The organism is Bythopirellula polymerisocia (genome assembly GCF_007860015.1).
In the GTDB taxonomy this organism is placed as follows: Bacteria; Planctomycetota; Planctomycetia; order Pirellulales; family Lacipirellulaceae; genus Bythopirellula; species Bythopirellula polymerisocia.
This window is the reverse complement of sequence record NZ_SJPS01000003.1, coordinates 576,683-603,126: the sequence shown is the minus strand read 5'-3', so window position 1 is coordinate 603,126 and position 26,444 is coordinate 576,683. Positions and strand designations below refer to the sequence as shown.

General features: G+C 51.1%; 16 protein-coding genes. 10 read left to right on the top strand and 6 right to left on the bottom strand.

Annotated features, from left to right (window positions below):
* Nucleotides 1-224: 224 nt before the first annotated feature.
* The 6 genes from Pla144_RS11965 to Pla144_RS11940 are packed head-to-tail and all read left to right on the top strand — an operon-like array spanning nucleotide 225 to nucleotide 9,833.
* Complete coding sequence (locus Pla144_RS11965) at nucleotides 225-2,501, top strand: pectate lyase family protein (RefSeq protein WP_146450901.1); 2,277 nt, start codon at nucleotides 225-227, stop codon at nucleotides 2,499-2,501.
* Nucleotides 2,501-4,999 carry an alpha-L-fucosidase gene (locus Pla144_RS11960; protein WP_197530614.1) on the top strand — a complete coding sequence of 833 codons (2,499 nt, stop codon included), beginning with the start codon at nucleotides 2,501-2,503 and terminating at the stop codon, nucleotides 4,997-4,999. Before Pla144_RS11965 ends, Pla144_RS11960 begins: the two co-directional genes overlap by 1 nt.
* Before the next feature lie 28 nt (nucleotides 5,000-5,027).
* Nucleotides 5,028-6,455 (top strand): L-fucose/L-arabinose isomerase family protein, encoded by a 1,428-nt coding sequence (locus Pla144_RS11955; protein WP_146450900.1) that lies wholly within the window; start codon nucleotides 5,028-5,030, stop codon nucleotides 6,453-6,455.
* 39 nt (nucleotides 6,456-6,494) lie between these two features.
* Nucleotides 6,495-7,331, top strand: coding sequence for a transketolase (locus Pla144_RS11950; RefSeq protein ID WP_146450899.1), 837 nt, complete (start codon nucleotides 6,495-6,497; stop codon nucleotides 7,329-7,331).
* A gap of 10 nt (nucleotides 7,332-7,341) precedes the next feature.
* Nucleotides 7,342-8,358, top strand: coding sequence for a transketolase family protein (locus Pla144_RS11945; RefSeq protein ID WP_146450898.1), 1,017 nt, complete (start codon nucleotides 7,342-7,344; stop codon nucleotides 8,356-8,358).
* Entirely contained in the window at nucleotides 8,355-9,833 is a 1,479-nt protein-coding gene (locus Pla144_RS11940) for an FGGY-family carbohydrate kinase (protein ID WP_146450897.1), read from the top strand. The genes Pla144_RS11945 and Pla144_RS11940 overlap by 4 nt, the downstream gene beginning before the upstream one ends.
* A 29-nt stretch (nucleotides 9,834-9,862) precedes the next feature.
* Here Pla144_RS11940 and Pla144_RS11935 read toward each other — a convergent pair whose 3' ends face one another.
* Nucleotides 9,863-11,590 carry a DUF5060 domain-containing protein gene (locus Pla144_RS11935; RefSeq protein ID WP_146450896.1) on the bottom strand — a complete coding sequence of 576 codons (1,728 nt, stop codon included), beginning with the start codon at nucleotides 11,588-11,590 and terminating at the stop codon, nucleotides 9,863-9,865.
* A 124-nt stretch (nucleotides 11,591-11,714) separates the two neighbouring features.
* On the opposite strand from Pla144_RS11935, the gene Pla144_RS11930 reads away from it, so the two are divergent.
* The 4 genes from Pla144_RS11930 to Pla144_RS11915 are packed head-to-tail and all read left to right on the top strand — an operon-like array spanning nucleotide 11,715 to nucleotide 16,898.
* The gene (locus tag Pla144_RS11930) at nucleotides 11,715-13,214 is read left to right on the top strand and encodes a purine-cytosine permease family protein (RefSeq protein ID WP_146450895.1); all 1,500 of its coding nucleotides are present in this window, start codon (nucleotides 11,715-11,717) and stop codon (nucleotides 13,212-13,214) included.
* The gene (locus tag Pla144_RS11925; RefSeq protein WP_146450894.1) at nucleotides 13,211-13,402 is read left to right on the top strand and encodes a hypothetical protein; all 192 of its coding nucleotides are present in this window, start codon (nucleotides 13,211-13,213) and stop codon (nucleotides 13,400-13,402) included. The genes Pla144_RS11930 and Pla144_RS11925 overlap by 4 nt, the downstream gene beginning before the upstream one ends.
* Nucleotides 13,403-13,422: 20 nt before the next feature.
* Nucleotides 13,423-16,230: a family 78 glycoside hydrolase catalytic domain gene (locus Pla144_RS11920; RefSeq protein ID WP_197530613.1), complete on the top strand. Its 2,808-nt coding sequence runs from the start codon at nucleotides 13,423-13,425 to the stop codon at nucleotides 16,228-16,230.
* Between the two features lie 56 nt (nucleotides 16,231-16,286).
* Nucleotides 16,287-16,898: a 3-keto-disaccharide hydrolase gene (locus Pla144_RS11915; protein WP_146450892.1), complete on the top strand. Its 612-nt coding sequence runs from the start codon at nucleotides 16,287-16,289 to the stop codon at nucleotides 16,896-16,898.
* Nucleotides 16,899-16,905: 7 nt separating this feature from the next.
* Here the strand turns inward: Pla144_RS11915 and Pla144_RS11910 are convergent, their stop codons facing one another.
* The 5 genes from Pla144_RS11910 to Pla144_RS11890 form a co-directional block, all read right to left on the bottom strand.
* Entirely contained in the window at nucleotides 16,906-19,635 is a 2,730-nt protein-coding gene (locus Pla144_RS11910; RefSeq protein ID WP_146450891.1) for a family 78 glycoside hydrolase catalytic domain, read from the bottom strand.
* A 66-nt stretch (nucleotides 19,636-19,701) separates the two neighbouring features.
* Nucleotides 19,702-20,745 (bottom strand): substrate-binding domain-containing protein, encoded by a 1,044-nt coding sequence (locus tag Pla144_RS11905; protein WP_146450890.1) that lies wholly within the window; start codon nucleotides 20,743-20,745, stop codon nucleotides 19,702-19,704.
* A gap of 71 nt (nucleotides 20,746-20,816) precedes the next feature.
* Complete coding sequence (locus tag Pla144_RS11900) at nucleotides 20,817-22,250, bottom strand: DUF1501 domain-containing protein (protein WP_146450889.1); 1,434 nt, start codon at nucleotides 22,248-22,250, stop codon at nucleotides 20,817-20,819.
* Nucleotides 22,251-22,328: 78 nt separating this feature from the next.
* Complete coding sequence (locus tag Pla144_RS11895; protein WP_146450888.1) at nucleotides 22,329-25,511, bottom strand: PSD1 and planctomycete cytochrome C domain-containing protein; 3,183 nt, start codon at nucleotides 25,509-25,511, stop codon at nucleotides 22,329-22,331.
* Nucleotides 25,508-26,440, bottom strand: a complete 933-nt coding sequence (locus Pla144_RS11890) for a dihydrodipicolinate synthase family protein (RefSeq protein WP_197530612.1) — start codon at nucleotides 26,438-26,440, stop codon at nucleotides 25,508-25,510. Before Pla144_RS11890 ends, Pla144_RS11895 begins: the two co-directional genes overlap by 4 nt.
* Nucleotides 26,441-26,444: the final 4 nt, after the last annotated feature.

Here is a 26,444-nt window from a genome sequence, read left to right as displayed (position 1 = left end):
TGTCAAAAGGGGATTGCCGTTGAAAAAGTACCGGATCTCTCGAAACGCTAGAATGCAAAGTGCCGGACATTTTTTGCAAGAAACGCTCGCTGAATGCAAGGTAAATCGGCGTTATTTTATATAAGTCTGTCTAAGTTATGGTATTGGTTTGAATTCAAGCTGACTGCCATCCACTCTTGAAACGGCTTATCTACAAGCTCCCGATTCCGAGCAATGGTGTCTCAATGAAACTCATACAAGCAATCTGCGGGGTAGGGTCGATCATGGTTCTAGTCCTGATCGAAACAACCATTTGTGAGAGAGCCTACGCGGTTACCCCTTCGCGAATTGATTTAGGCATGGACACGGGTCGCAGCGACACTGCGACTCTAGGGTGGGAAGAATGGCAGGTTCCCAATGGAACTGTGGCAGCGAAAATCTTCGGAGAAGTTCAAGTCATGTTGCACCCCGCGGGCGCGGGGGAAGTGATCGAAGGCCAATGGTACAAAGCTGCTTTGGCGACCGGGGCGTCGATGGCGACCGATGGAGTTGCCGTCCAGAGTGAAGAAGGGGAGCCTGCAACCATCGTGCTAGAACTCGATGGTTTGAATCCGGGTCGCCATTCTCTCGTCACCTATCATAACGCTGTGACTGACGGCGCTGTTGGTTCTTACTCCATCTCTATAGATGGTGAAAAGGTGATACAAGGCATAAAGCCAACGTTGCGTGTCCCAGTCAACGAAGATGCGGAGAGCGCCTATCTGGAATTCGAAACCAAACCAGGTCAACCCGTAGTGATTAGAATCTCCGTCGAATCTGGGAGCAAAAACTGTGTGATTCTCAACGGAATCGAGATTGACGGTTCAGATCCTAAGCGCAAGGCGCGAGTACCTACACCCGAAAATGGTGATTGGCACGCTGACGGCGATAACGGTCAGCTTCACCTAACTTGGAAACCGGCGGCATCATCCAAAAAGCACTTGGTATATGTGGCTTCCGATAAAGATGCCGACCGAGCAGCAGAGAAAATTGCAAACGCAGTGGAAAATTCTGAGTTTTTGCTCGGTAGCACAAGTGACAACGGCTACGACTTGACAGTCGACCCCAAAGCCAGTCAGCTAGTCTACTGCTGGCGAGTAGATTCGGTTGATAGTGCTGGCAAAGTGACTCGCGGCGATGTTTGGAATTTCCGGGTTCGCCACCTCGCGTTTCCTGGAGCGGAGGGCTACGGTCGCTTCGCGATTGGCGGTCGTGGTGGCCGTGTGATCAAGGTCAATAATCTTGACGATAGCGGGCCGGGCAGCCTGCGTGCGGCAGTCGAAGCAAAAGGACCTCGGACCGTAGTTCTTGACGTCGGTGGCCGCATTATTCTTCAAGACCGGCTTATCATTCGAGACCCGTATCTAACTCTGGCAGGTCAAAGCGCTCCTGGCAAAGGGATTTGCATCTCGAATTACAACCTGGGGCTGTTGGGGGCAAATGATTGCATCCTGCGATTCTTAAGGGTTCGCCCTGGCGATACGGCGGGCGTTACTTTGGACGGCATGGGAATGGCAAGCTGCGACAACAGCATCGTCGACCATTGTTCGATTAGCTGGACGCAAGACGAGGCATTCAGTTCCCGAGGAGCCAAGGACATTACGTTGCAGCGTACCCTGATTTCTGAAGCTCTGAATGTTGCAGGTCACAAGAAGTACAAAAAAGGGACGCAGCACGGCTACGCGGCCAGCATCGGCGGCGACATCGGCAGTTTTCATCACAATCTGTTGGCACACTGTGCTGGACGCAACTGGAGCCTGGCGGGAGGGCTCGACAAGGCAACTAGGCATGCCGGGCGTCTCGATATCCGCAACAATGTTGTTTACAACTGGAGCCACCGAACGACCGATGGCGGGGCACGCGAGGTCAACTTCGTCAACAACTACTACAAGCCTGGCGCATCGACTAAGGTTTTCCACGTCCTTATGGCTGAGCGTGAGGCCGTACCCAGCTTTGGACCGCAGATGTATTATGTCGATGGTAACGTGATGGAAGGTCGATTCGATGCCAGCCAAGAGTTGGCAGGTGTGTTCGAAAGACATGGCGAGCCGCAAGAGAACTGGATTGTCAAAGAGCCTTTCTTCGAGTCGTACGTGTCAACGAATTCCGCAGAAGAAACATTTGAAGACGTCTTGTCTGATGTAGGTTGTAATCGCCCTGTTCTAGACGATCACGACAAACGGGTGATCGAAGAGACTCGCTCTGGGACGACGACATACGAGGGGAGTGTCACAGGGTATCCGGGTTTGCCAGATTCTCAAGAAGACGTTGGAGGCTGGGAAGACTATCCTGAGACACATCGCTCTGCTGATTGGGACACCGATGGTGATGGGATGCCGAACTGGTGGGAAGAGCGCCAGGGACTCAATCCTAACTCGCCACCCAACGATTTAACGGATTCAAATGGTGACGCGAATGACGATGGTTACACCAATATCGAAGAATACCTCCAGTGGATGGCTACCAACGGCCATAGCGAATAATGATCTTTTCTTATTCTCTTAGGTTGACACGGATATCGCTGCTGGCGATTGCCTGCCTACTGCTTTGTACAACATCGGCGGTTATTGCAACCGAAGAGCCAGAAGCAGACCAACAGGAAGACGTTTACCTTTTTTCCACGTTTCGTGGGAATGGTGAGGATGGTTTGCGCTTCGCCTATAGCTTTGACGGACTAAAGTGGACCAATGTCCCCGGCAAGTTCTTGAAACCGCTCGTCGGCGACAGCAAATTAATGCGCGATCCCAGCCTCCTGTGTGGCCCTGATGGTACTTTCCATCTTGTTTGGACTACCGGCTGGAAAGGTGATCAGGGTTTCGGGCACTCAAGTTCTGCCGACCTTGTCCATTGGGCACCACAGCAATTCGTGCCCGTCATGAAGCATGAACCCACCACCGTTAACGTTTGGGCCCCTGAACTATTTTACGACGAATCTCATAAACAGTTCATCATCTGCTGGGCATCGACAATTCCTGGGCGTTTCCCTGACTACCAGGAAGACCATGACAACAACCACAGGATGTACTACACCACAACCAAAGACTTTAAGTCTTTTTCTCCCACCAAGTTGTTCCTTGATCCTGATTTCAGCGTCATCGACTGTAAAATCGTGAAACACGATAGTGATTACGTGTTGGTTTTGAAGGACAACACTCGCCCCGAACGCAATTTGCGAGTTGCTTTTGGGAAAAGCCCGCACGGACCTTGGGAAGATATTTCTCCACCTTTCACTCGACAATTCACCGAGGGACCTACGGTTCTCAAAATCGGTGATGAATGGGTCATCTATTACGATGCCTATCAGGATTACAGCTACGGGGCCGTTAAAACTCTCGATTTTAAATCATTCACAAACATCGACTCAGAAGTTGCATTTCCAGAAGGACATAAACATGGTACAGCTATCAAAATCTCACGAGATGAGTTGTCATACTTGATCCGAGTAGGGAGCGAGCAGATTCATGATGTGCGACTACCTGTGGAACCAGCGCTTCCGCAAGTGGAAACGGATAAGCGACTCGCGGCCATCGACGAAGTTGCCCAGAAAGGTCCTTTCCAGCCAAAATGGGATTCTTTAAAGGATTTTAAGACCCCCGATTGGCTCCGTGACGGGAAGTTTGGCATCTTCATCCACTGGGGGCCATATTCAGTCCCGGCATTTGGCAGCGAGTGGTATCCCCGCAACATGTACTCGAAGGGGACCCCCGAGTACGCGCACCATCTCGAAAAGAATGGTCCGCATGCTAAGTTTGGCTACAAAGACTTTATTCCGCTATTCAAAGCCGAACAATTCGATCCTCAAGCGTGGGCCGAGCTATTTCGCGAGGCAGGTGTAAAGTATGTGATCCCCGTAGCCGAGCATCACGATGGGTTTCCGATGTATGATTGTGAGTTCACAGAGTGGTCTGTCGCGAAGAAAGGCCCACAGCGGGACATTCTCAGCGAGCTAGCCCGCGCTATACGTGAGCAGGACATCGTGTTTGGTGCGTCCTCTCACCGTGCCGAGCATTGGTGGTTTTTTGACCAAGGGATGTTGATTGATTCCGACGTCTTGGACGCCAGAAACAGCAGCCTTTATGGGCCTGCGAACAATAAGCGTGTTGCTGAGACACATGCCGAGATGCCGGACAAACAGTTTCTCGATGATTGGCTGTTACGTACCTGTGAAATTGTCGACAAATATCAGCCCGAAGTGATTTACTTTGACTGGTGGATTTGCCAACCCGTGTTTCAGCCATATCTGCAACGGTTTGCCGCATATTACTACAACCGCGGAGCGGAGTGGAACAAACAAGTGGCGATTGATTTCAAGGAATGGGAGGGTCACTCGTTTCCGGAAGGAACAGGTGTATTTGACATTGAGCGTGGCCTGGCCCCGGATATTCGCCCCGACTTTTGGCAAACAGATACGTCCGTCTCCAAGAATTCTTGGGGTTACGTCTCGAACCATGAGTACAAAGAGGTCGATAGCATCATCGACGATCTGATTGATGTTGTCAGCAAAAATGGTGCGTTGCTGCTCAACATTGGCCCGAAAGCCGACGGCACCATTCCTGAGCCTGAGCAGGAGATGCTTCGCAAGATCGGTGACTGGCTCCAAGTGAATGGGGAGGCGATTTATGGAACTCGACCCTGGAAAAAATTTGGTGAGGGGCCTACGCTGGCGGTGGGAGGTTCTTTTGCGGATACTAAGCGACAACCTTTCAGTGGCGAGGATATTCGCTTCACTACCAAGAATGATACTCTGTATGCCATTGCTCTTGCTCGGCCAGGGAATAATTCGCTGCTCGTAAAATCACTTCCCACAACGGCTGGAAAGATCGAGTCAGTTACGCTTTTGGGTTCCGATGCGATGCCGCAGTGGACTCAGAACAAAAGGGGTTTGACCGTAGAACTTCCCGACGATCAGATATCAGAGTATGCCGTTGCCCTAAAAATCACTGGACTGAAGTTAAATCAGCCCGTTGGATCGGAAGAGTGATCCTCACGAGCTCTACGAGGTCTTTCTCATGCAAAAAACTGCTACCACGCTCGGAGTAATCATCGGCAACCGTGATTTCTTTCCTGATCAATTGATCACCGAAGCGCGAGCCGATCTGACTGCTCTTTTTGAGAAATACAATATACGCCTGATCTGGGTGTCGCCAGAAGAAACCAAACTCGGTGGCGTGGAAACCCATGCCGAGGCTCGGCTGTGTGCCGATTTGTTCCGCCGTCATCGCGACGATATCCAGGGAGTGCTGGTTTGCTTGCCCAACTTCGGCGATGAAAAAGGAGTCGCGGATGTGCTCAAGCTGACGAAGCTGAACGTACCCGTGCTGGTGCAGGCTTACCCCGATGACCTGGGACAGCTGGGAGTCGAGCGGCGACGAGACGCATTTTGCGGGAAGATTTCGGTGTGCAATAATCTTGTTCAATCGGGAATTAAGTTTTCGCTAACTACAAAACATGTAACGCACCCAAGTTCAGAAGACTTCAAAAAGGACCTTGCCCGCTTTGTGGGTGCCTGTCGGGTTGTCAATGGGATGCGCGGTGTGCGTCTCGGGGCCGTAGGAGCTCGACCGGGAGCTTTCAATACGGTCCGCTATAGCGAGAAGATCCTGGAGCGACATGGCATTAGCGTGACAACGGTTGATCTCTCGGAGTTTATCGCACAGGTGGCTCAAATCAACGACAACGAAGATGTTGTCGGCTTGAAATTGGACGCGATCAAGGCGTATGCACCTGCTCCAGGCGTTCCCGCCGAAAAATTGCTCCAGATGGCGAAGTTGGGAGTGGTTCTGGAACGGTGGATGGAAGCCAACGCGATCGACGCCACTGCGATTCAGTGTTGGACCTCAGTGCAGCAGAACCTTGGCTGCAACGTCTGCACCTTGATGAGCATGATGAGCGAGAGTTTTCTTCCCAGTGCCTGTGAAGTTGACGTGTTGGGTGTGCTTACGATGTACGCCATGCAACTCGCTGCGAATTCTCCTGCAGCGATTGTCGATTGGAATAACAACTATGGCGACGATGAAGACAAATGCACACTCTTCCACTGCGGCAACTGGGCGAAGAGTTTTCTGCCCGATATCACAATCGCCAATGCGCCCATCTTGGGGAGCACATTGGGAGTCGAAAACACCTACGGCGCATTGGAGGGTCGTACCCCGGCGGGACCGCTTACGTATGGGAGGCTATCCACGGCTGACTGCGAAGGTCGAATTCGGGCCTATGTTGGCGAAGGGGAACTCACGGACGATCCCTTGGATACTTTTGGCACTCGTGCCGTAGCTCATGTGCCCCGATTGCAAGAACTACTGCAACATGTTTGCCGAGAAGGATTCGAACACCATGTGGTGATGACCGGTTCGCATTCGGGAGGCGTCCTGAAAGAGGCCTTCGAGAATTATCTTGGCTGGGAAACTTACGAGCACGGCAAGAACACCGGTTGTTAACTGAATGCTCACTCACTTACGCACTTATATCCGCAAAAAATGACCGACCACGCATTACAACTCAAGTCGATTCAATATCGCCAAAAGCTCTTGCGCTATATTACTGAGGCTGGAGCAGGGCATACAGGAGGAAGCCTCTCATGCGTGGATATTCTCAATGTGCTCTACAACCGGATAATGAATGTCTCGCCGGATAACTTTGACCAGCCCGACCGAGATCGCTATATCCAGAGTAAGGGGCATTCGGTCGAGGCCCTGTACGTTGTGCTGGCCGATCAAGGATTCTATCCGGAAGCGGAGCTAGAAACGCTCTGTCGCTACCAATCGCCTTTCGTCGGACATCCGACTCGCAAGGTTCCTGGGATCGAGATGAATACTGGTGCCCTCGGGCACGGACTACCGATTTGCGTGGGCTTGGCACTTGCAGCTAAACTAGACGGGGCACGCCATCGAATTTTCACTCTGCTGGGAGATGGGGAACTAGCCGAGGGTTCCAACTGGGAAGCCGCGATGAGTGCCGCTCATTACGAGCTCGATAATCTCACCGCGATTCTTGATCACAATACACTGCAAATAACTGGCCATACCCATGACGTATGTAGTAATGAACCGGTCGACGAAAAGTTCGCCAGTTTCGGTTGGTATGTAGTCAGTGTGGATGGTCACGATCTCGCAGCACTCACAGAGGTTCTTAGTGCCAAACCCGCCGCCGGGAAACCGACCATGGTGATTGCCAACACGGTGAAGGGCAGGGGGGTGAGCTTCATGGAAAATGTGGTCAGTTGGCATCACGGCGTTCCCTCTCCAGAGCAATACGAGATAGCCCAGGCCGAATTGACTCAGGCGGAATCGACCCTTTTAGGCCAATTGAATTAAGCGAGTTGTAATGAGTGCCCCCGCTCCTTCCCTATTTTCCCCCGCTGCCCAAGATGTTATTTCGCGACTTGGCCTGAAGAAAGGTCGCGCGAATCTTGAAGAATTCGCGTCGACGCTCCAGGAGCTTGCCGAACAAGATCGTCAGATTCTGGCCGTGACAAGCGATTCGCGGGGTTCCGGAAAACTGGGGCCCTTTGGCAAGGCGCTTCCGCAACAAATCGTTGAAGTTGGCATAGCTGAGCAGAATCTGGTTGGCATCACGGCCGGACTTGCCGCAGGAGAGAAGAAATCTTTTGGCGTTTCTCCCGCCTGTTTCTTAACCGCTCGTGCACTGGAGCAAATCAAGAACGACGTTTGTTATTCCGATGTCCCGGCCACTTTGATTGGGATCAGCGCAGGGGTGAGTTATGGTGCCTTGGGAAGCACACACCACTCCCTGCACGACTTGGCCGCATTGCGGGCAATCGCGAATATCACGATCCTTGTCCCGGCTGACAATTTTGAAACCCGCGAAGCAATTCGCGCGGCTGCTTCCGCTTCTCATCCAGTCTATGTCCGCTTTGGTAAAGCGGTGATGTTTAATCTGCATACTCCAGCGACTAAGTTTGAAGTCGGAAAAGCAATCAAGTTGCGCGAAGGAACTGATGTGGCTTTCATCGGCACCGGCGAAACAGTGATTCACTGCCTGCTCGCTGCAGAAAAGTTGTCCCAGGAAGGCATCCAATCTCAGGTGGTCAGCATGCACACCATCAAGCCTCTGGATGCAAATGCTATTCTCGAAGCAGGTCGCGAGTGTCGGGCCGTTGTCACCGTTGAAGAACACTCAGTTCATGGCGGCCTGGGTGAGGCCTGTGCAGGAGTCTTGATGCAGGCAGGAGTGGCGGTGCCGCTGCGGATTGTCGGATTTCCCGATGAAGACACGGTAACCGGTAGCCAGGCCGATATTTTCCGTCACTATGGAGTTTCGATGGAAGGACTTGCGAAGACTGCCCTCGAATTGTTAGAAAACTCAGGTTCGCTTGCATGAGTCTGATCCTCGCCATTGACCAGAGTACTTCTGCGACCAAGGCCATCCTGTTCGACGAGTCAGGCCACCTCATCGACAAGGCCTCTTGCGAACATCGTCAGATCTACCCCCAAGCCGGTTGGGTGGAACACGATCCCGAGGAAATCTGGAAGAACCTCCGAGCAGTCGTTGACCAACTTGCGCAGCGTAAACGTCCAATCCTTGACGACCTGATCGGCCTCAGTATCGCTAATCAGCGGGAGACGTTTGTTGTTTTCGATCGTCAAACGGGTAAACCTCTGCATAATGCCATTGTATGGCAATGCCGCCGGGGAGCGCGAATCTGTGAAGAATTGAGTCAGCAGGGAAATGACCTGTTCGTTAGAGAGCGAACCGGTCTTAAACTGGATACCTATTTTCCAGCGTCGAAGATTGCCTGGCTGATGCGCGAGAAACCGGAGATTGCTGCCAAGCTGCACTCTGGAGAGGCAGTGATTGGCACGATCGATGCTTTTCTCATCCATCGACTGACTCAAGGTAGCGAGTTTGCCACCGATCACACCAATGCCAGCCGCACGTTGCTTTTTGACGTCCACAAGCTGCAATGGGACCAAATGTTGTGCGATATGTTTGGTGTGCCAATGAGGTCGCTGCCAGAGGTGCGTGAGTGTGATGCACACTTTGGCGAAACAGATGTGGATGGCGTACTCAACTCAAAGGTGCCAATTTGCGGCGTGATGGGGGACTCGCAAGCATCACTCTTCGCCCAGCAGTGTTACGAGTCAGGTACGGGGAAAGCCACTTTTGGAACTGGTACGTCGGTGATGGTTAATGTGGGCAATCGTTCGGAACTCTCAATTCAAGGTGCCGTGTTGGCGTTGGCCTGGGTCATCAACAAACGGCCCACCTATGCCCTGGAAGGACTCATCAACTATTCATCTGCCACGATTGCGTGGCTCAAAGATCAGCTGGGACTAATAGCGGATGCCGCAGAGAGCGAGACGCTAGCCAATCAAGTGGAGGACAACGGCGGAGTCTACCTGGTTCCTGCCTTCGCGGGGCTGAGTGCGCCTCATTGGAATGCAGAAGCACGCGCCGCAATCCTGGGCATGAGTGGGCATACGACGAAAGCACATATTGCGCGAGCTGCGCTGGAGTCCATAAGCTATCAGATCCGGGATGTATTGGACATGATCAGTGCTGAGTCTGGAAAAAAACCCAAACTGATGCAGGCTGACGGAGGACCTACCCGGAACAAGTTTCTCATGCAGTTTACAGCCGACATGACTCAGCTAGCTTGGAATGTTTCGAGCGTACCTGAGTCCTCCGCGTTGGGGGCCGCAATGGCGGGTTTGCTGGGACTAGGTAAGGTTTCAACCCTTTTTGATCTAGCAGGTCTACCTCGTGAGAACGAGCAATATGTTCCCCAGATGTCACAAGTAAGGGCGGACGCGCTTCACTGCGAATGGCAGATGGCTGTCCGTAGGGTGCTATAATCTGGTGCTACCCACGTCTTGCTCCGGAGCTACTCTTTACTGCGTAAGATCAAGACCCAGTCAGTCTCACGATTTGGCGGAGTGACTTTTATCGCCCCAGTTCCTACACGGCGTTCATCCGTGGAATCTGTGGAGACTTCACTTTTGGTTACTGCCAACTTCTGGAACGGGCGCTGCTCTCCAGTCTTAGCATCAATCCACGCATTGTTCGCGTAGTCACCCTCGGCCACATGCAACCAAAACGGTTCACCGGCACACGAAAAGACGACATACTGCTTACTCGCTTCCGCCAAGCACCAGACTCGGAATGGATCATGATGAGTCAATAAATGATCCTGAGGTGTCATGCGATGGAACTTGACTTCCTCCGTCATAGCTTTGCTGAGAATGTCGATATACTCGGCCGACACGGTAAAGGGATTGTCATCGCCGTAGAATGGGAGCCCCTCGGGCCCGCGGACTGCCAGTTCGTATTCTTTGGCATGGCCGTTCCAGCAGAAGGATGCACCTGCGGTGGCGCAGCCCCAGGCCGCCTGACGCAAGTCATCTTGCGTAGCTCCTGTGCGTTCGTGCCAGTAGCGTCGCCAGAGTGCATTGCCCTCGGACATGTAGACCGGCTTGCCGGGCACATATGCCAGTAGACAGGCCTGATGGTGAGTCCAGGGAGTCTTGCGATAGAGTTGATCTAGCGGTTTCTCTGGTGCTGCTATGAAATGATTTTCTATCGCAGCGAACGTATACTCTGGTCGCTGGTATTCATTGTCGCGGGGATGCTCATCCTGGTAGGTTCGCAAGTGGTTGAACACATCGTACTTCTCCAGGAGACGTGCAAGTCCCAGCTCGTGACTTTCTCGGTGACCAGGATCTTCCCATACAAAATTCCAGCCGGCGACGTTTGCGAAGGGTGCGACGCGGGCGACAACATAGCGAACATAGAAATCCTGCTCTTCGTCACTCAGCTTGTCCCAAGCCGGACCTTCGTTCTTGCGACCTTCAAAACCCAGGAACATATGAACGCCGACGTTGCGATCGTTGAGCCAGCCAAGATGACGTTCCATCATTTGCCACACATCGAGCCGCATGGTGCTCGATGCGCGTCCCTCTTCATAGATCGCTAAGTCCTGAGAGGTGGGCTCCGGGCCGTCAAGGTAGTATTGGCCGAAGCAACAAAGCGAAAGTAGCCAGTTCACTTGCAAATGGTTGTAGCCCCGGTCTACCATGGGTTGGTAGACGTTCTCAGTGATCCAATCGAAAGGCTGAGCGATCGAACCATGACCCGTTTCGTAATAGGATTTGATCCAAACAGGCTCGGTGCCGTTGTAAGCAAACCATTGAGGGTTTTCTTTGTAAGCCCGCAAAATGCCTTTGCCCGCTCCAGCAGAAACACATGTGAAACTGCCTGACCCGCCCGGGGTTTCATCACTCCAGGACCAGCTGTATTTCCATTCGCCCAACTCATCGGGCAGGAACCGCAGTTTCCAAACGTTGCCAGTTTTTGCATCGCCGCCGCCCTTACCGTCGCCGTCGAAGAAGCCAGAAAACTCTACATCTCGAGTAGAAGGGGATGTGTACTTGCACCGAAGTTCCGCTTCGTTGAATTTATTCTCGTAGGGGTTGTTATTTTCAATCCAAGTTTCAAATATTCGATAAAGTCCAACCTCATGTGTTGCAGCAAGAGTACTCAATGCACTAAAACTGAGGTGCACTAGGGTGGCCAGAATCAAGAATCGGTAACAGGCTTTTCTGGGATAAGACATTGATTGCTCGCTGGGGTTTCCCTAACAATAAGCCAATCGATGGCAAGTATCAATCAATAATCCGTGACTCGTATTCATAGTTGCGAACTTCCGGAAGTTCGGTTCGTTAATTGAGAGTGTGTAGATGGAGTCTACTAATACGCCTACGCTGATCGAGCGACTCGACGCGTTGTATGAATTCGACCGCGAACCTGTCAAGGAAGGCAATCTCTATGGGTGGGGAACCTTCATCGCGATGTTTGCCAGCGAACACATCGCTGGAACGGAGTTTGTGCTGGGTACGCTGTTGGTTCTTCATGGTGTCACCGCTTTCGATGTGTTCGTGGGGCTTGCTCTTGGAAATGTACTGGCGGTGTTGAGTTGGGCCATGATGTGTGCACCCATCGCCGTTAAAGAGCGCCTCACGGTCTATTGGCAAATTCGAAAAATCGCAGGGCCTTATCTGACGGTTCTCTATTCGGGCCTTTTTGCGCTGATACTTTGCCTGCTGGCTGGCTCAATGGTCAACGTGTCGACCACTGCGGTCGCTTTGACGGCGGGCATCCCCAGCCCAAATTTTGCTGCTGGGGAAACCATTCCAAGCTTGCCATGGATCATGGTCGCAGTTGGTGTCGGAACGGTCATCGCCGTGTTGGCTGTCTTGGGATTCGAGCGTCTGACCCATTTTGCCAAAGTCGTCGCACCCTGGATGCCGTTTGTTTTTTTGGCAGGTGCGATCGCATCCCTCCCCTCGCTCGGAGTGACCAACTTGAGTCAATTCTGGGAGGTTGCCAACCAAAAGATTTGGACCGGCGTCGCTCAGGAGGGACAGATGCAATATGGTTTCTGGTCATGCGTTGGTCTGGCTTGGCTTTGCAATATCTGTCAGCACATGGGGATGGGAGATGTGACAATCTTTCGTTATGCCAAGAAATGGCAAATGGGTTTCTGCTCGGCATTCGGTATGTTTTTGGGGCACTACATGGCATGGATTTGTTCAGGGATTCTCTGTGCTGCGTTTGTCCACTCAGAGATAGCCGCTGGAATAAGAGCACCAAACCCGACACCAGCCAATATCGCCATGCTTGGTGCCGGTTATGCCGGAATCGTCTGTGTGGTGTTGGCAGGTTGGACCACGGCCAACCCCACACTCTATCGCGCGGGACTCGCGTTTCAGGTTGCAACACCCAACTGGCGTCGCTGGATCGTTACGTTGATCGCAGGTGTTGTGATGATCATTACCGCCTGTATCCCTGCTGTGCTCCACTACCTCGACCGTATCGTGGCCTACTACGGTCTGTTCTTTATGCCGTTGGGGGCATTCATCTTCATCGATTTCTGGTTATTTCCGCGCTTGGGGTTGGTGCGCAACTTTGCCGAACGCGAGGGGCTCCTGGTAAGTTGGCCTGCGATGGTGGGCTGGTTCGGATCCTTTGCTATCTGCTTTGCACTCTATGCAAAAGACAACTATGAAAGCTTTCGCTGGATTAACGACCGTCTGCCTGTGATGCTGGCGAAATATCAAGCGGACTTGTTCTCACAGGTGTTGCCTGCCTGGGTGATCGCAGTAACTCTCTACACGGTTTGTAGTATTTTGCAGCAGCGATTTTCGTCAACAGCTTTTTCAACGGAGACGCAGCAATGACCAGTACTGCCAAACGAATTTTGCAACTCATTTCCTACTTTGGCTTGGCCATCTCTTTTGTTCCGGCGCTGTTGGTGTTCCAGGGAATGATGTCTAAGGATACATATTTCCAACTGCTTCTCCTTGGTATGTTGCTCTGGTTCAGTACGGCCATTCTTTGGATCAAGCCAGACAATCTGGGTGGATGATATCTATCAAGAGTATTGCCATGGATGAAGCCACGAGAGTCGAGCACCTTCGCTGCGAGTATTTGACAAATCCCTTAGGAATAGACGAGCTTCACCCACGGCTGAGTTGGGTGATGCAAAGTGGCCGACGCGGCGCGCGACAGATTGCCTGGTGGATACAAGTTGCAAGTACCATCCAAGGGCTTGAAGCGGGACAGGCTGACTTGTGGGATAGTGGGCGCGTCGAGAACGATCAAACTTGCCAAATTGAATACGAAGGAGCGAACCTCTGTTCTCGCATGACCTGCCATTGGCAAGTCACGCTCTGGGATGAAAGAGGTGATACTACGACCAGCAAGCCGGCTTTGTGGACCATGGGACTCTTGAAGCTGAGTGACTGGCAAGCCCGCTGGATCACCCACGACTCCGCCATTATCCAGCGTGATCCAGAGGCAATCCAAGGAACCGAAACGCAGCCAGGCACACCGGCACTTTTCCGCAAGGAATTCAATTTGCGGGGGCCAATTCTTCGCGCAACTCTCTACACCACGGCACGAGGGTTACTTGACTTTACGCTTAACGGTAGTCGAGTCACGCAGGACCGCTTCGTGCCAGAGTGGACCGACTACAACAAGCGATTGCACTATCGAACATTTGATGTCACAGATCATCTTGCTCAGGGAGCAAACGCTCTGGGTGCGATGCTGGGTGATGGTTGGTGGAGCGGCTACATCGGGTGGCAAGAGACCCGAGGGCAATACGGAACCTTAGAAAACAGCTTGCTATTGCAACTTGAGATCGAATTAGAGGATGGCCAGATTCTGGTATGCGGCAGCGACAGGACTTGGCTGTGCAATACGGGGCCTATTCTCTTCAGTGATTTTATGATGGGGGAAACCTATGACGCTCGTCGGGAGCATGACGGTTGGGATCGGGCCGAGTTCGACGATGCCGAATGGTTGCCAGTCTTGGAAGTTGAGCCTCCTACAATACACATCCCCCATTTTGGTTTTTCTAACAATGTGCAGGCGGATACACCAGAGCCATTGCCCCTAGTTGCCCAGCGCAGCGAGCCGGTGCGAGTTGTCGAGAGAATCACCCCAGTTTCAGTCAATCAGGTCGCGGCAGATACGTTCGTCTACGATCTCGGCCAGAATATCGCAGGCTGGATTGAGATCTCAGTCACCGGCCCATTAGGTACACGTGTTCAACTTCGCTTTGGCGAGCGGTTGAACCCTGATGGGTCGCTCTATACTGAAAATCTGCGGCGAGCCACGGCAACCGATGTCTATGTTCTCAAAGGTAGCGGAGAAGAGAACTGGCAGCCGCGATTTACATTTCATGGATTTCAGTACGTAGAAATCTCAGGACTCAAGACGCCGCTTCCGCTTGATAGTGTTCGTGGCTGCGTTGTCATGTCCTCTACGGAGCCCGCAGGCGTGTTCGAGTGCTCTCACCCCTTGGTAAATCGGCTGTGGAAAAATGCCCTGTGGGGCCAGAAGGGAAACTTCCTCAGCGTTCCAACCGATTGCCCCCAGCGCGACGAACGGTTGGGTTGGATGGGAGATGCGCAGGTCTTTCTCCGCACGGCTACCTACAATATGGATGTCGCTGCGTTCTTTACCAAATGGATGGTTGATGTCACGGATTCTCAGGATGTTGATGGCATCTTTCCCGATGTGGCACCTCGACTGCGCGAAGGAGAAAATTTCGTCGGGCTTGATGGGTTGGGGGGCGGAGCAGGTTGGGCTGATGCTGGGATTATAATCCCCTGGACACTCTGGCGCGTATATGGAGACTGTCGAATCGTCGAACGCCATTGGAATGCGATGGTGCGTTGGCTCGATTGGCTGGAAATCAAAAACTCAGATGGAATTCGCAGTAACAACCTTGGCAACAATTATGGCGATTGGTTGTGTATTCCATCAGATACGAGCTTTCGCACGCAGTCCGAGATGAAGACGTTGCTCGCGACCGCCTTTTGGGCCTATGATGCCGCGAAAATGGCACAAATGGCAAGGATGCTGGGCAAGGAGCGGGAAGCCGAGCGATTCGATGCGATACAACAGCGTGTGCGCGAGGCGTTTCAAGGAAAATGGCTCAAAGGGGATGGGCGACTTTCAGTAGAAACGCAAACCGCTTATCTATTGGCGTTGGCATTCGACCTGCTTCCGGAAAAGGTGCGAGAAAGTGCAGCGGAGCATCTGGTCGAAAACATTGAGCAGCTCGACTGGCATTTGAGTACCGGCTTTATTGGAATCGGTCACTTGAATCCTGTATTAACTACAACTGGTCATTCCGACGTGGCCTATCGATTGCTCGCCAAAGAGGATTACCCTTCCTGGCTTTATCCCGTGCTTCATGGTGCCACTACCATCTGGGAACGCTGGAATGGCTGGACAGCAGAAGAAGGGTTCTTTGACCCCCAGATGAATTCCTTCAATCATTACTCCCTCGGTTCCGTTTGCGAATGGCTTTACCGTCATGTGGCAGGGATCGAATTAGATCCGGATATCGCAGGGTTCAAACATTTTGTGATTAAGCCTTATATTGGAGGTGCTCTGGAGCATGCTGGAGCGAGCTACAACTCCATTCATGGAACCATCCGAAGCCGTTGGGAACGAACTGAAACGACATTCAACCTACATGTAACCGTACCAGCGAATACAAAAGCCAAAATCTATTTGCCTTGCGAAGCAGAAAGCATCATGCTGGAAGGCGAGACCCTCGAGAAATGCCAGTACATGCAGATAACTGATCGCATCGGAGAATACACGGTTATATTAGCAGACTCTGGAACATATCGTTTCCTCGGCCGGATAAGCCAACAAATGAACAGTACCTCTTAACTCAAAGCAAGAGGACTATTTGATTCAAATTCACTCCCAGAAAAGGAATAAATTGTATGTACAACTCTCGAATAGCACTCAAAACGTATATCTTATTGTGTGCGATTGGTGCCACACTGGGTAGTTCTGCCAACGGGCAGGAACTACCTTCAGCATTCAACGGCACGAATCTGACCGGTTGGCAGGTGCCTGAGAATAACGTCTGGTGGAAAGTTGAGGAGGGTTCTCTAACCGCAACGAGTGACCCCGAGCGAGTCGGTTCCAACTTATGGACTGAGCGCGAGTACGCTAATTTTATTTTCGAATGTGAATTTAGATTTGGCGACGGAGTTGTCGACTCTGGAGTGTTTCTGCGAGATTCGAAGGAGCAGATTCAAATCGGTATTTCCGGTTCATTGAAACGAGATTTGACTGCTTCGCCATACATTGACGGCAAAGGGTATTCGGTAGAAGCCCAAGGGATTGAGAAGCTACTCCAGCCAGACGACTGGAATACTTTAACAATTGTGGCCAAGGGGAAGAATTATGCTGTTTGGCTCAACAATCAACATGTATTGAACTATGACTCGGAGACTGCGGTCGAAGAAGGCCCAATCGGCTTGCAGTTGCATCCGGGAAATGAGATGTCGATAAGCTTTCGCAATATTCGAATAGCTGAGTTGGATTAGAGCGAACTCATCCTTTAGAGGTAAGGAATTCATAGTCGCCGGATTCTATCTCGATGATGGCCTGCTTATTCTCTCGGCGGATGCTCTGCACACCCTCGCTTTCCTCTGCCTTTTTGCCACCTTCAAAAATGGTAGAATCTGCGCTTGCAGGTAAGTAGACCGTGGCAGTGGTGTTCGTCGGAATACCAACCTGGAGCCTCAAGCCTCCCTTCTCCCGTTCCCAATGCACCTTGATGGGTCCGTGCAGAGTTTCGTATGTAGCTTCAGCCCACTCAAGATCACCTACAGGATTAGGAGCGATGATATTTTTTTTGAAACCTGGACTGGTCGGGTCGAATTGAATGCCAACCAATTGGCCATAAAACCACTCAGTAATGTGACCTAACATGAAGTGGTTATGAGACGAATGGTGATTCGCATCCCATGCTTCGGTCAGGCTGGTTGCCCCTTTTTTGAGTTGATAGCCATAGCCGGGTCGATCGTCCTGGTTGATCATCTCGTAGATCAAGTCGGAGAAACCCCCATGAGCGAGTGCTTGTAAAACAAAACGATGGCCCACATCTCCTGACGTGGTTGCATTATTGTTGTCGCGAACACCTTTGACTAAGGCTTCCAGCACCTGCTTTCGATGATTAGTTTCGACAAGGTCCATTTCTAAGCCGATCGCATTGACACACTGGGAATTCTTCCCGTAGGTACCATCTGCGTTGCGAAACTCGTTGACCCAGGCCTTACGTATTTCGCCGGCAAGGTCAGCATATTTTTGAGAATCGCCGTCTTTACCCAATAACCCGGCAATCTTTGACATCAGTTTTGCATCCAAATAATAGAAAGCTGTGGCAGTGATCGGGGGTTGAGTGAGTTGAGCAAAACCAGGCCGGTCGGCCGGTCCGAGATCATACCAGTCTCCAAGCCCTTCGCTGACGATATGATTGGCAGCGTGCGAATCGAGATAATCCATGTACCGCTGCATGGATTCATAGTAGGTTTCAAGCAGCTTCATATCGCCGGTGAATAAGTACTGTTGCCAGGGAACCAAAATTACTGCTGATCCCCACTCAGCTGCTGCGCGAAAGGTCCCGGGAAACTCGACATACTCGGGAGCAATGTTTGGAACCAGGCCGTCGTCGAGTTGCGAGTCCGCCATGTCGCGCATGCCTTTGGAAAAGATTTGCGGTACGTCAAATTCATAGCGGATCGAAGGTCCGTTGAGATGATATTGCTCAAGCCAACCTAATTTCTCACGGTGGGGACAATCCGTAAGTACGGAAACCATATTCGATCTCTGCGCCCAACGAACTAGTGTGCGAATCCGATTTAGTAGTTCATTCGAGCAAGAGAAATCTCCGACTGGTTGGGCTGATGAGTGAACAACGATCCCCTCGCAATGTTCCAATTGTGGCAATTCACCGCCTTCCTGGGCTGGCATCTTATCCACCTGGAGATAGCGGCAGCCGGCATAAAAAAACTGGGGAAACCAATTTTCCGGTTCATCTGTCGCTTTGGTGTACTGCCAGTAAGCAGGACCACGATTGCCTCCGCATGTGTTGCGGTTGATGGTTCCATCTTCGTGGAGTACCTCGGCATGCGTCAACCGAATGGTGCTCCCTTCAGGACCAGTTACGGAGATACGAGGCATGTAGGATGCGTTCTGCCCTAGATCGACTACATCTGTTGTTTCATTTAAGACATTAACAGAAATAGGCTCAATTGCTTCTATCTCTCGAATTGGGGGTGCACTAGCAGAGAATCCACGAAGTTTTCCGCTAGGGCGTACAAGTTCGACCGCCAAGGTCCACTGTACATCGTCAAATCCGGCGCGGTTCCATCTGTTTTCCAGGAGACGAGCATCATAGTCCTCGCCTCCATAGACATCATTGTATGTCACGGGGCCGCGTGAAACGCGCCATGATTCGTCAGTTGGAACTACCTCACGTGAACCATCTTCGTACTCCAATTCGATCTGGCCAAATGCTCGCATTGGACCGAAACTACCTTGGAATTTGCTAAATCGATTTCGCCGTTCGGTGTGATACATTCCTTTGCCAAGAGCAAGACCTACAGCGTTCGGACCCTCTTGGAGTAACTCCGTGACGTTGTGCGTTTCGTAAAGACACGTCTTGTTGTATTTACTCCATCCTGGCGAAAGGAGATTTTCCGTCGATTTTTTGCCATTGAGCGATAGCTCAAAGTGCCCCAATCCGCAAATGTGAACTATGGCACGACGCAAGCCACGTCGAACGCTGAAATCCTTGCGGATTAATAAGGCCTCCGACATCCATGGAGCAACGATCCATTTTGCTTGCCAATCTTCGTCACGTAAGATGCCCATGGTCCAGGTGGCCGTGCGACTCCATTGTGACGGTTGATCCTCGGCATCCCATGCGCGAACCTTCCAAAAGACCTGCTGCGACGACTTCAGAGGCTGGCCTTGGTAAGGAATGAAAGTCGTTTTATCTGAGACTTGTTTCCCGGTATCCCATAGATCTCCCTTGCCTTCGTCCAGTAGCTCTGGCGAAGTGGCGATAAGTATTTTGTAAGCCGTTTGGTGTTGACCACGGGAAGTGCTGCGCACTTGCCAAAACAGACGGGGTTCAACGTTATCGATGCCGAGTGGATCGCACGCATAGTCGCATTTTAAATCGACAACCTCAAAGCTAATGGATGCAGTGGCACCCTGAAGGGGGACTACAGGAACGAATACCAACGATGCCACCAGCAGGCATAAAGAGCGCATACTCAGCCCGAGCGATTGAATAGACTGCGGAAAAGTCTCTGGGAGATAAACTAAACTTAGAAATCTCTAGTTCTTAACATCCTTTGGCTTCTCAGGCTTTGTAGTTCTAGCCAGAAGTCTATCTTTGAACTCCTTTAACTCATTTTGACGGATCGGCTCAGCGTTGATGTTTACCGTTCCTCCACCGACGATGGGAAGCTCATCAGCTCCACTACGGCTCAACGTTGAAAGCATACGAGTTGCTTCAAATCCATACTTATAGGGATCTTGGGCGATGGTTGCATAAATATTTCCTGCCTCAATACCTTCTAGAGCTGCGGGTTCTGCGTCGAACGTGACCACCTTTATTTTACCAAGTTTATCCACTTCTTTGAGGACATCCATAATTATCGCTGCATGCTGTGAGTTCATACCGACGATGCATGCCAGCTCTGGATGAGATTTGAGAGTGACTTTAATATTCTGCTTACTTATAGTCGCGTCTCCTGTGTCAATTAGGAAACCAACAATGTTATATTGTGGGGTCGATTTCTCTTCTGCCCCTTCTGCAGGTGGCTTGTTGAGAGTTTCTTCAAATCCGCTTTTTCGGTCGATCATGTTTTCTTTAGTCAGATTGGCCATCAACACAAGCACGTCGCCACCATCCGGTAAGGCTTCGGCTACAAGGCGAGCGCAGATTCCTCCCGCCCCATAGTTGCTGGTCCCTACATGGCCACGGCGCATCGAATGAGGAGCATCGGAGTCAAAGGTAACAACGTTAGTCTGTTGCTGAATGCGGTTGATCATGTTGGTTTGGCCTTCAGCATCTAGCGGGCTCAATGCAACACCGTCAAGTTTGTCCAAATTAAGACGCGTCAAGATGGTCATTTGCTGATCCAAGCTTTCGTCATCCTGAGGCAATTCAACATCCAGTTCACAATCCAGCGATTTTGCCGCGGCTCGCGCGCCTTCGGCGGTAAGCTGCCAATAAGGGCCTGATCCACCGGTTACAAAAGCCAATTTGGGAGTGGTGGGTACAGGTTTCTCTTGAAAAACCTGTTGGCGATACCAAAATGCCATGGCAATGGCACCGACAGCGACGGCAAGAAAGAAAAGATTTGAACGAGACATCGTGATCACCTCTACATTTAGACAAGAAAAAGATTGAATTAAAAATGATTTTGAGCATTCACTCGAACCATCTACGCGATAATTTCCTCAATCACACGAGCCTCTTCCACTCCTGTAAGTCGTTGGTCGAGACCTTGGATCTTGTAGGTGAGCCGTGAATGATCAAAACCAAGAAGTTGAAGTATCGTGGCATGGAGGTCACGAACATGTACCTGTTCGCTAACGACATTGAATCCTAGACTATCGGTCTCACCATAGGTTAACCCAGCTGTCGTTCCTCCTCCAGCCAACCACATCGTAAACGCATTAGGGTGGTGATCTCGGCCATCATTATGGTCACCTTCGACCATCGGAGTGCGGCCAAATTCGCCCCCCCAAACTACCAAAGTATCTTCTAATAGCCCACGTTGCTTAAGATCGGCAATAAGTGCCGCAGAGGCTTGATCGGTATCCTGGCAGTTTTGTTTTATGTCTTTTACCAAATCGCCATGTTGGTCCCACGACTCGTGAAAGATCTCGACAAAGCGTACACCCCTTTCTACCAATCTTCGAGCCAACAAACAAGAATTTGCAAAAGATCGCACTCCAGGTTCTGCCCCATAGAGATCCAGGACGTGTTGCGGTTCTTGAGAAATATCATTTGCATCGGGAGCCGTAGCCTGCATTTGATAAGCCATTTCGAAGGATCGTATTCTCGCTTCGATTTGCGGATCGCCAAACTCAGCGAAATGTTGCTGATTGAGAGCGTTGATGGCATCCAACGACTCGCGCTGAAGTTCGCGGTCAACTCCGGGAGGGTTTGAGAGGTAGAGCACCGGGTCACCCACAGTCCGGAAAGGAGCTCCCTGGTAAACAGGCGGAAGATATCCACTGCCCCAATTCGCACTACCGGCACTTGGGCCCTTCTTGCCGGTGTTAAATACCACAAAGCCGGGAAGATTATTACATTCGCTCCCTAACCCGTAGAGCGTCCAGGCCCCCAAGCTCGGCTTTCCGAATTGTTGGGATCCCGTACTCATCTGCAATTGAGCTGGCGCATGATTGAAAGCGTCGGTGGTCATTGATCGAATGATAGTGATGTCATCGGCGACTCCAGCCAAGTGGGGCAACAACTCCGAAATTTCGGCGCCGCATTCTCCATGCTTGCCAAATTTAAATTTCGGTCCCATCAGTTTGGAATTAGGTTTGATGAATGCGGCTCGATAACCTTCCAGCAATTCTGGCGGAGGGAGCGTCCCGTTGAACTTTACAAGATCTGGCTTGTAGTCGAATAATTCCAAATGACTTGGTGCACCTGCCATGAATAGAAAAATGACATTCTTGGCTCTGGGTGTGAATTGTGGCTGCTTAGGTGCAATCGGGTCGGCGCTGGCATGAGCCCCTGGAATGCCGGCAAGTTGACTAAGAGCGATAGCTCCCAAACCAACACCGCACTCCTTCAGAAACCATCGGCGAGCCAATGTTTTGGGTTGTATGTGTTGAGATAAGTAGGATTGACAATTCATGGTTTCAGCACCAGTTGGTTGTGCAACTACTCCCCAACATAGCAAAAAGGAAACCAATGGGGAAACTAGTTTACTGATTTATTCCTTAGTAACTGTTTCGTCGAGATTCAAAAGTACTCGAGAGACGGCAGTCCAAGCCGCTTGTTTTGCTTGGATTTCCGAGGAGCGAGGTGTCTTCGGTTGCTCTTCGTGTGTGACAACGAGTTGATTTTCGCCAGTTCTGGATTGCGACAAATCACTTTGTTGTAGATTGAGAAAATCTAGCAGTACTGACAATTCTTCTTCTCGAGGTGAACGGGTCAAGCAACGGCGGAATGCATAGGTAAGCCGTTCTCTATCTGACAGGTCCTGCAAATCAAGTGTCTTTTCTGCTAAGGCGCGTGCGCAATCGAAGAAGAGAGGTTCATTGAGTGTAGTCAGAGCTTGCAAAGGAGTGTTAGATCGGGAACGGCGAACACAGGAGACATTGCCACTAGGTGCATCGAATGTCTCAAGGACCGGATGAGGTACTGACCGAAACCTAAATATATAGAGAGATCGACGGTATTGATCTGTTCCCGCAGCGTAAGGCCATGACTTGGGTTCGTAACTGGCAGGAGGTACAAACAAGAACTCAGGAGCAGGTGGATAAATGCTGGGGCCACCCAGGCTGAGGTCCAACAATCCAGATGCGGTCAAAGAAACATCGCGCACAATTTCTGCGTTGAGTCGCTGGCGCGGGCCGCGAGTGAGAAGTCTATTTTCCGGGTCACGCTCCAGTAAGATTGGAGTAATTTTTGATTGTTGGCGGTAGGTTGAAGAGTTAACAATCAGACGATGAATATGCTTTTGACTCCAATTGTTGTCCATTAGTTCCACCGCCAGCCAGTCCAGTAGTTCGGGATGAGTTGGAGGAGTTCCCTGCAGACCAAAATCATCAGAAGTTTCCACCAAGCCCGTTCCAAAATATGATTGCCAAATTCGATTTACGATCGCGCGTGCAGTCGTTGGTGAGCGTCGGTCGGTAAGCCATCGAGCAAAGTCAAGGCGGTTGGGCGATTCAACTTCCAGCGAATGTAAGAATCCGGGTACTCCTGGCTGAACTTCCTCTGCGGGGTTGAGAAAACTTCCACGGTCGAGTCGACATGTAGTCCGGGGTTGCTCCCGCTCGTGAAGTACAAGTTGGGAATTGCCTGGCGGATGCTTCTTCCACAAAGTTTCAATTCTCTGGTTGGCGTCTTTCCATGCAGGTACTGTCGTGCGCCAATATCTAAAGACCTGGTCCAGCTGATCGGGAGTCCTTTGATCGGCGGGGATGGATAGTATTTCGCGGACGGATTTCGGAATTGGATTGGCGGTTGGAGTGCTATTGGAATTGATGGAGATCCGGAATCGACCAAGGTTATTGGTGTTGGGGGAATCAATCCGCCGGCCTCCGTGAGACTGGACTAAGGAAAACGTGATGATAAAGGCTTCTTCGCTATCGAAGGGTTTGTCTAGTGCAAAGACTGCTTCGCGAGGAACATTACTGCGCCCGGGGCCGATGTCGATTCCCCAGGCAGTTGTATCATCACTGTCGATAGCATATCCAACGGGCCCAGTGAAGCGGTCAGGTTTGGATTCATAATCCGAAGTTCTTTCCTGTTTTTCCTTCTTAGGGTTAACGTCTGATGTGGCATGAATAAACTTAAGCTCAGTCTTTTTCTGCGGATTGCTTAGGGGGGCAGCTACTGCTTTAATCTCCGACAAAACGCAAAGGCCAAGTGAAGAACGTCCAGGTCCACCTCGCGGCAAGTTGGGGTCGTTGAGCAATTCGAGTCGTACAGCAGTGATAGATGTTGCTTCGACTTCCGCCTTGAAATTGGAAGTTAATGTCGGAGGTGCATACCCTTGCGCCAGGATTGAGCCATCCTCCAGGAGGTAATGCTTCTGACCACCACTAGTATCAACCTCAGGACGGACGATTTGCCAACCGGACTCTTGGTCTACTAGCGAACTCTCCCACTCTGACATCAGCTCTTGCCAGTTTGGAGTTTCTCTCTTGAGGTCCGATTCGATCTCTTCAATCTCGCGGTAGAGATGTTGACGCTGTTTTTGCTGGGTAGCAGTGTAGACAGAGATCTCGGCCTCGTCACAGTTATTGAGCAACGCAAACATCCGATAGTAATCGGTATGCGTAAGGGGATCGTACTTGTGAGTGTGGCACTGAGCGCACTGCACGGTAAGCCCCAGGACGGACTTGCCAATAGCATCCATCCGATCGAACATAGCTTCCATCCGAAATTGCTCAGGATCGATTCCCCCCTCTCGATTCGTCATTGAGTTACGCATAAAACCCGTTGCAATTCGCTCGCTTTGAGTTGATTCGGGAAGTAAATCCCCGGCAATTTGTTCAACAATAAACTGATCGTAGGGCATGTCATTGTTAAAAGCATTGATCACCCAGTCTCGATACATCCACACTTCTCGGGGCAGATCCTTTTCATATCCGTCAGAGTCCGCATAGCGCGCCGCATCGAGCCACTCGCGCGCATGCTTTTCTCCAAAATGTGGAGAAGCAAGTAATTGCTTAATAGTTCGCTTATATGCACTCTGTTCGGGCAACTTCTGAAAGTATTCAATTTCTTCGATCGTTGGTGGCAAACCGATTAAATCGAGTGATAAGCGGCGCAGAAGTGTATGTGGTTTGGCTTGGGGCGAGGGCTGGATGCCCTCCGACTCAAGACGCGCCAGCACAAAAAAATCAATAGGATTGGTTACCCAGGCTTCGTTGCGGACTGATGGCAATTGTGGACGAGTAGGTGCTTCAAATGCCCAATGTTTTTCGTAAATGGCGCCCTCTTCAACCCATTTCTTCAAGAGGGCCTTTTGTTCGTCTGGCAACGACTTCCCCGATTCGACTGGAGGCATCTGCTCAGAGGTGTCTCCAGAGATGATCCGATTGATCAGTTCACTTGCTTCAGGATCTCCCGCGACAATGACACTGCTGGCCGCGCTTTCTTCTGCAGCTTCCCACAGATCTAGTCGCAAATCCGCCTCTCGATTTGATGGATCCGGGCCATGGCAATGAAAGCATTTGTCAGCAAGGATCGGTCGTATGTCACGGCTGAAGTTGATCTTTGCAGCCGCAGATTCGCCCACAATAAGCCAAGTATTCGCAAAAAGACAAAGTATCAGCGACGATATTGCTGGGACAAACCGTGAGCATAGAGAATGAGTGTATGCCTGAGCTGCTGGCAAGGCATGGCAAATCAACTCGCGTTGTCGGCGACAGTTTCTCATGCTATTTGGGGGATTTGCGGATGGCTAGGTACTCTTCCAAGTTGTTGCAAAATGCTTTCGATTTGCTTCTGCTCGTTCGAGCCGATACCAGCGATAGGTGGGGCTGTTTTGTTGTTGCATATGCCGAGGATGGAGAGAGCCCCCTTGAGACGTGCTACTGTTGCGGTCACAGATTGCGGGCCAACCTTATAGATTTCACCGAATCTCGCTATAGTCTTTGCCAAGGGAGCAGCATCAAAGTTTTTGTCTGCGATAACAGATTCATATAGCTCAACAAAGAGTCCGGGCCAAATGTTTGCTCCTCCCGACACACCACCATCGCTACCCATGGGAAGGGTCGTGGCCAGTAGGTGCTCCGGACCGACCAATACTGAAAAATCTTGACGAGTTGAAGTAACGGACAAGATATCTTGGAAGTATTCCAGATCTCCCGAACTATCCTTTAGACCTACGAAATTGTCCTGATCCAGCAATTGGCGAACCGTTTCAGTGCCAATCGTCATCCCCGTCACAGCAGGCATGTTATAGAGCAACGTCGGCAAAGGCATTTCAGACAACAATTGTTTGAAATACGCAAGCAGCTCGCACTGCCCAAGTGGGAAATAGTAGGGAGGGACAGCGACTACAAAATCGCAGCCAGTATCCGCAGCGAATTGGGCCAGCGCGATCGATTCCCTTATCGCCGTATCAGAGATGCCTACAAACACAGGAATTCGCCCGGCGACGATTCGACAAGTTTGACGGATCATCTCTCGCCGCACATCATACTTTAGCGATGGTCCCTCACCGGTTGTTCCCAAGACAAACAGCCCATGCACACCACCGGAAATGACGTGCTCGATCAGTCTTTCAAGTCCTGGTACATCGATTTTGTACTGGTCAGTGAGCGGTGTAACCAGAGGAGGAATTATTCCACAGGCTGATTTCATGGGT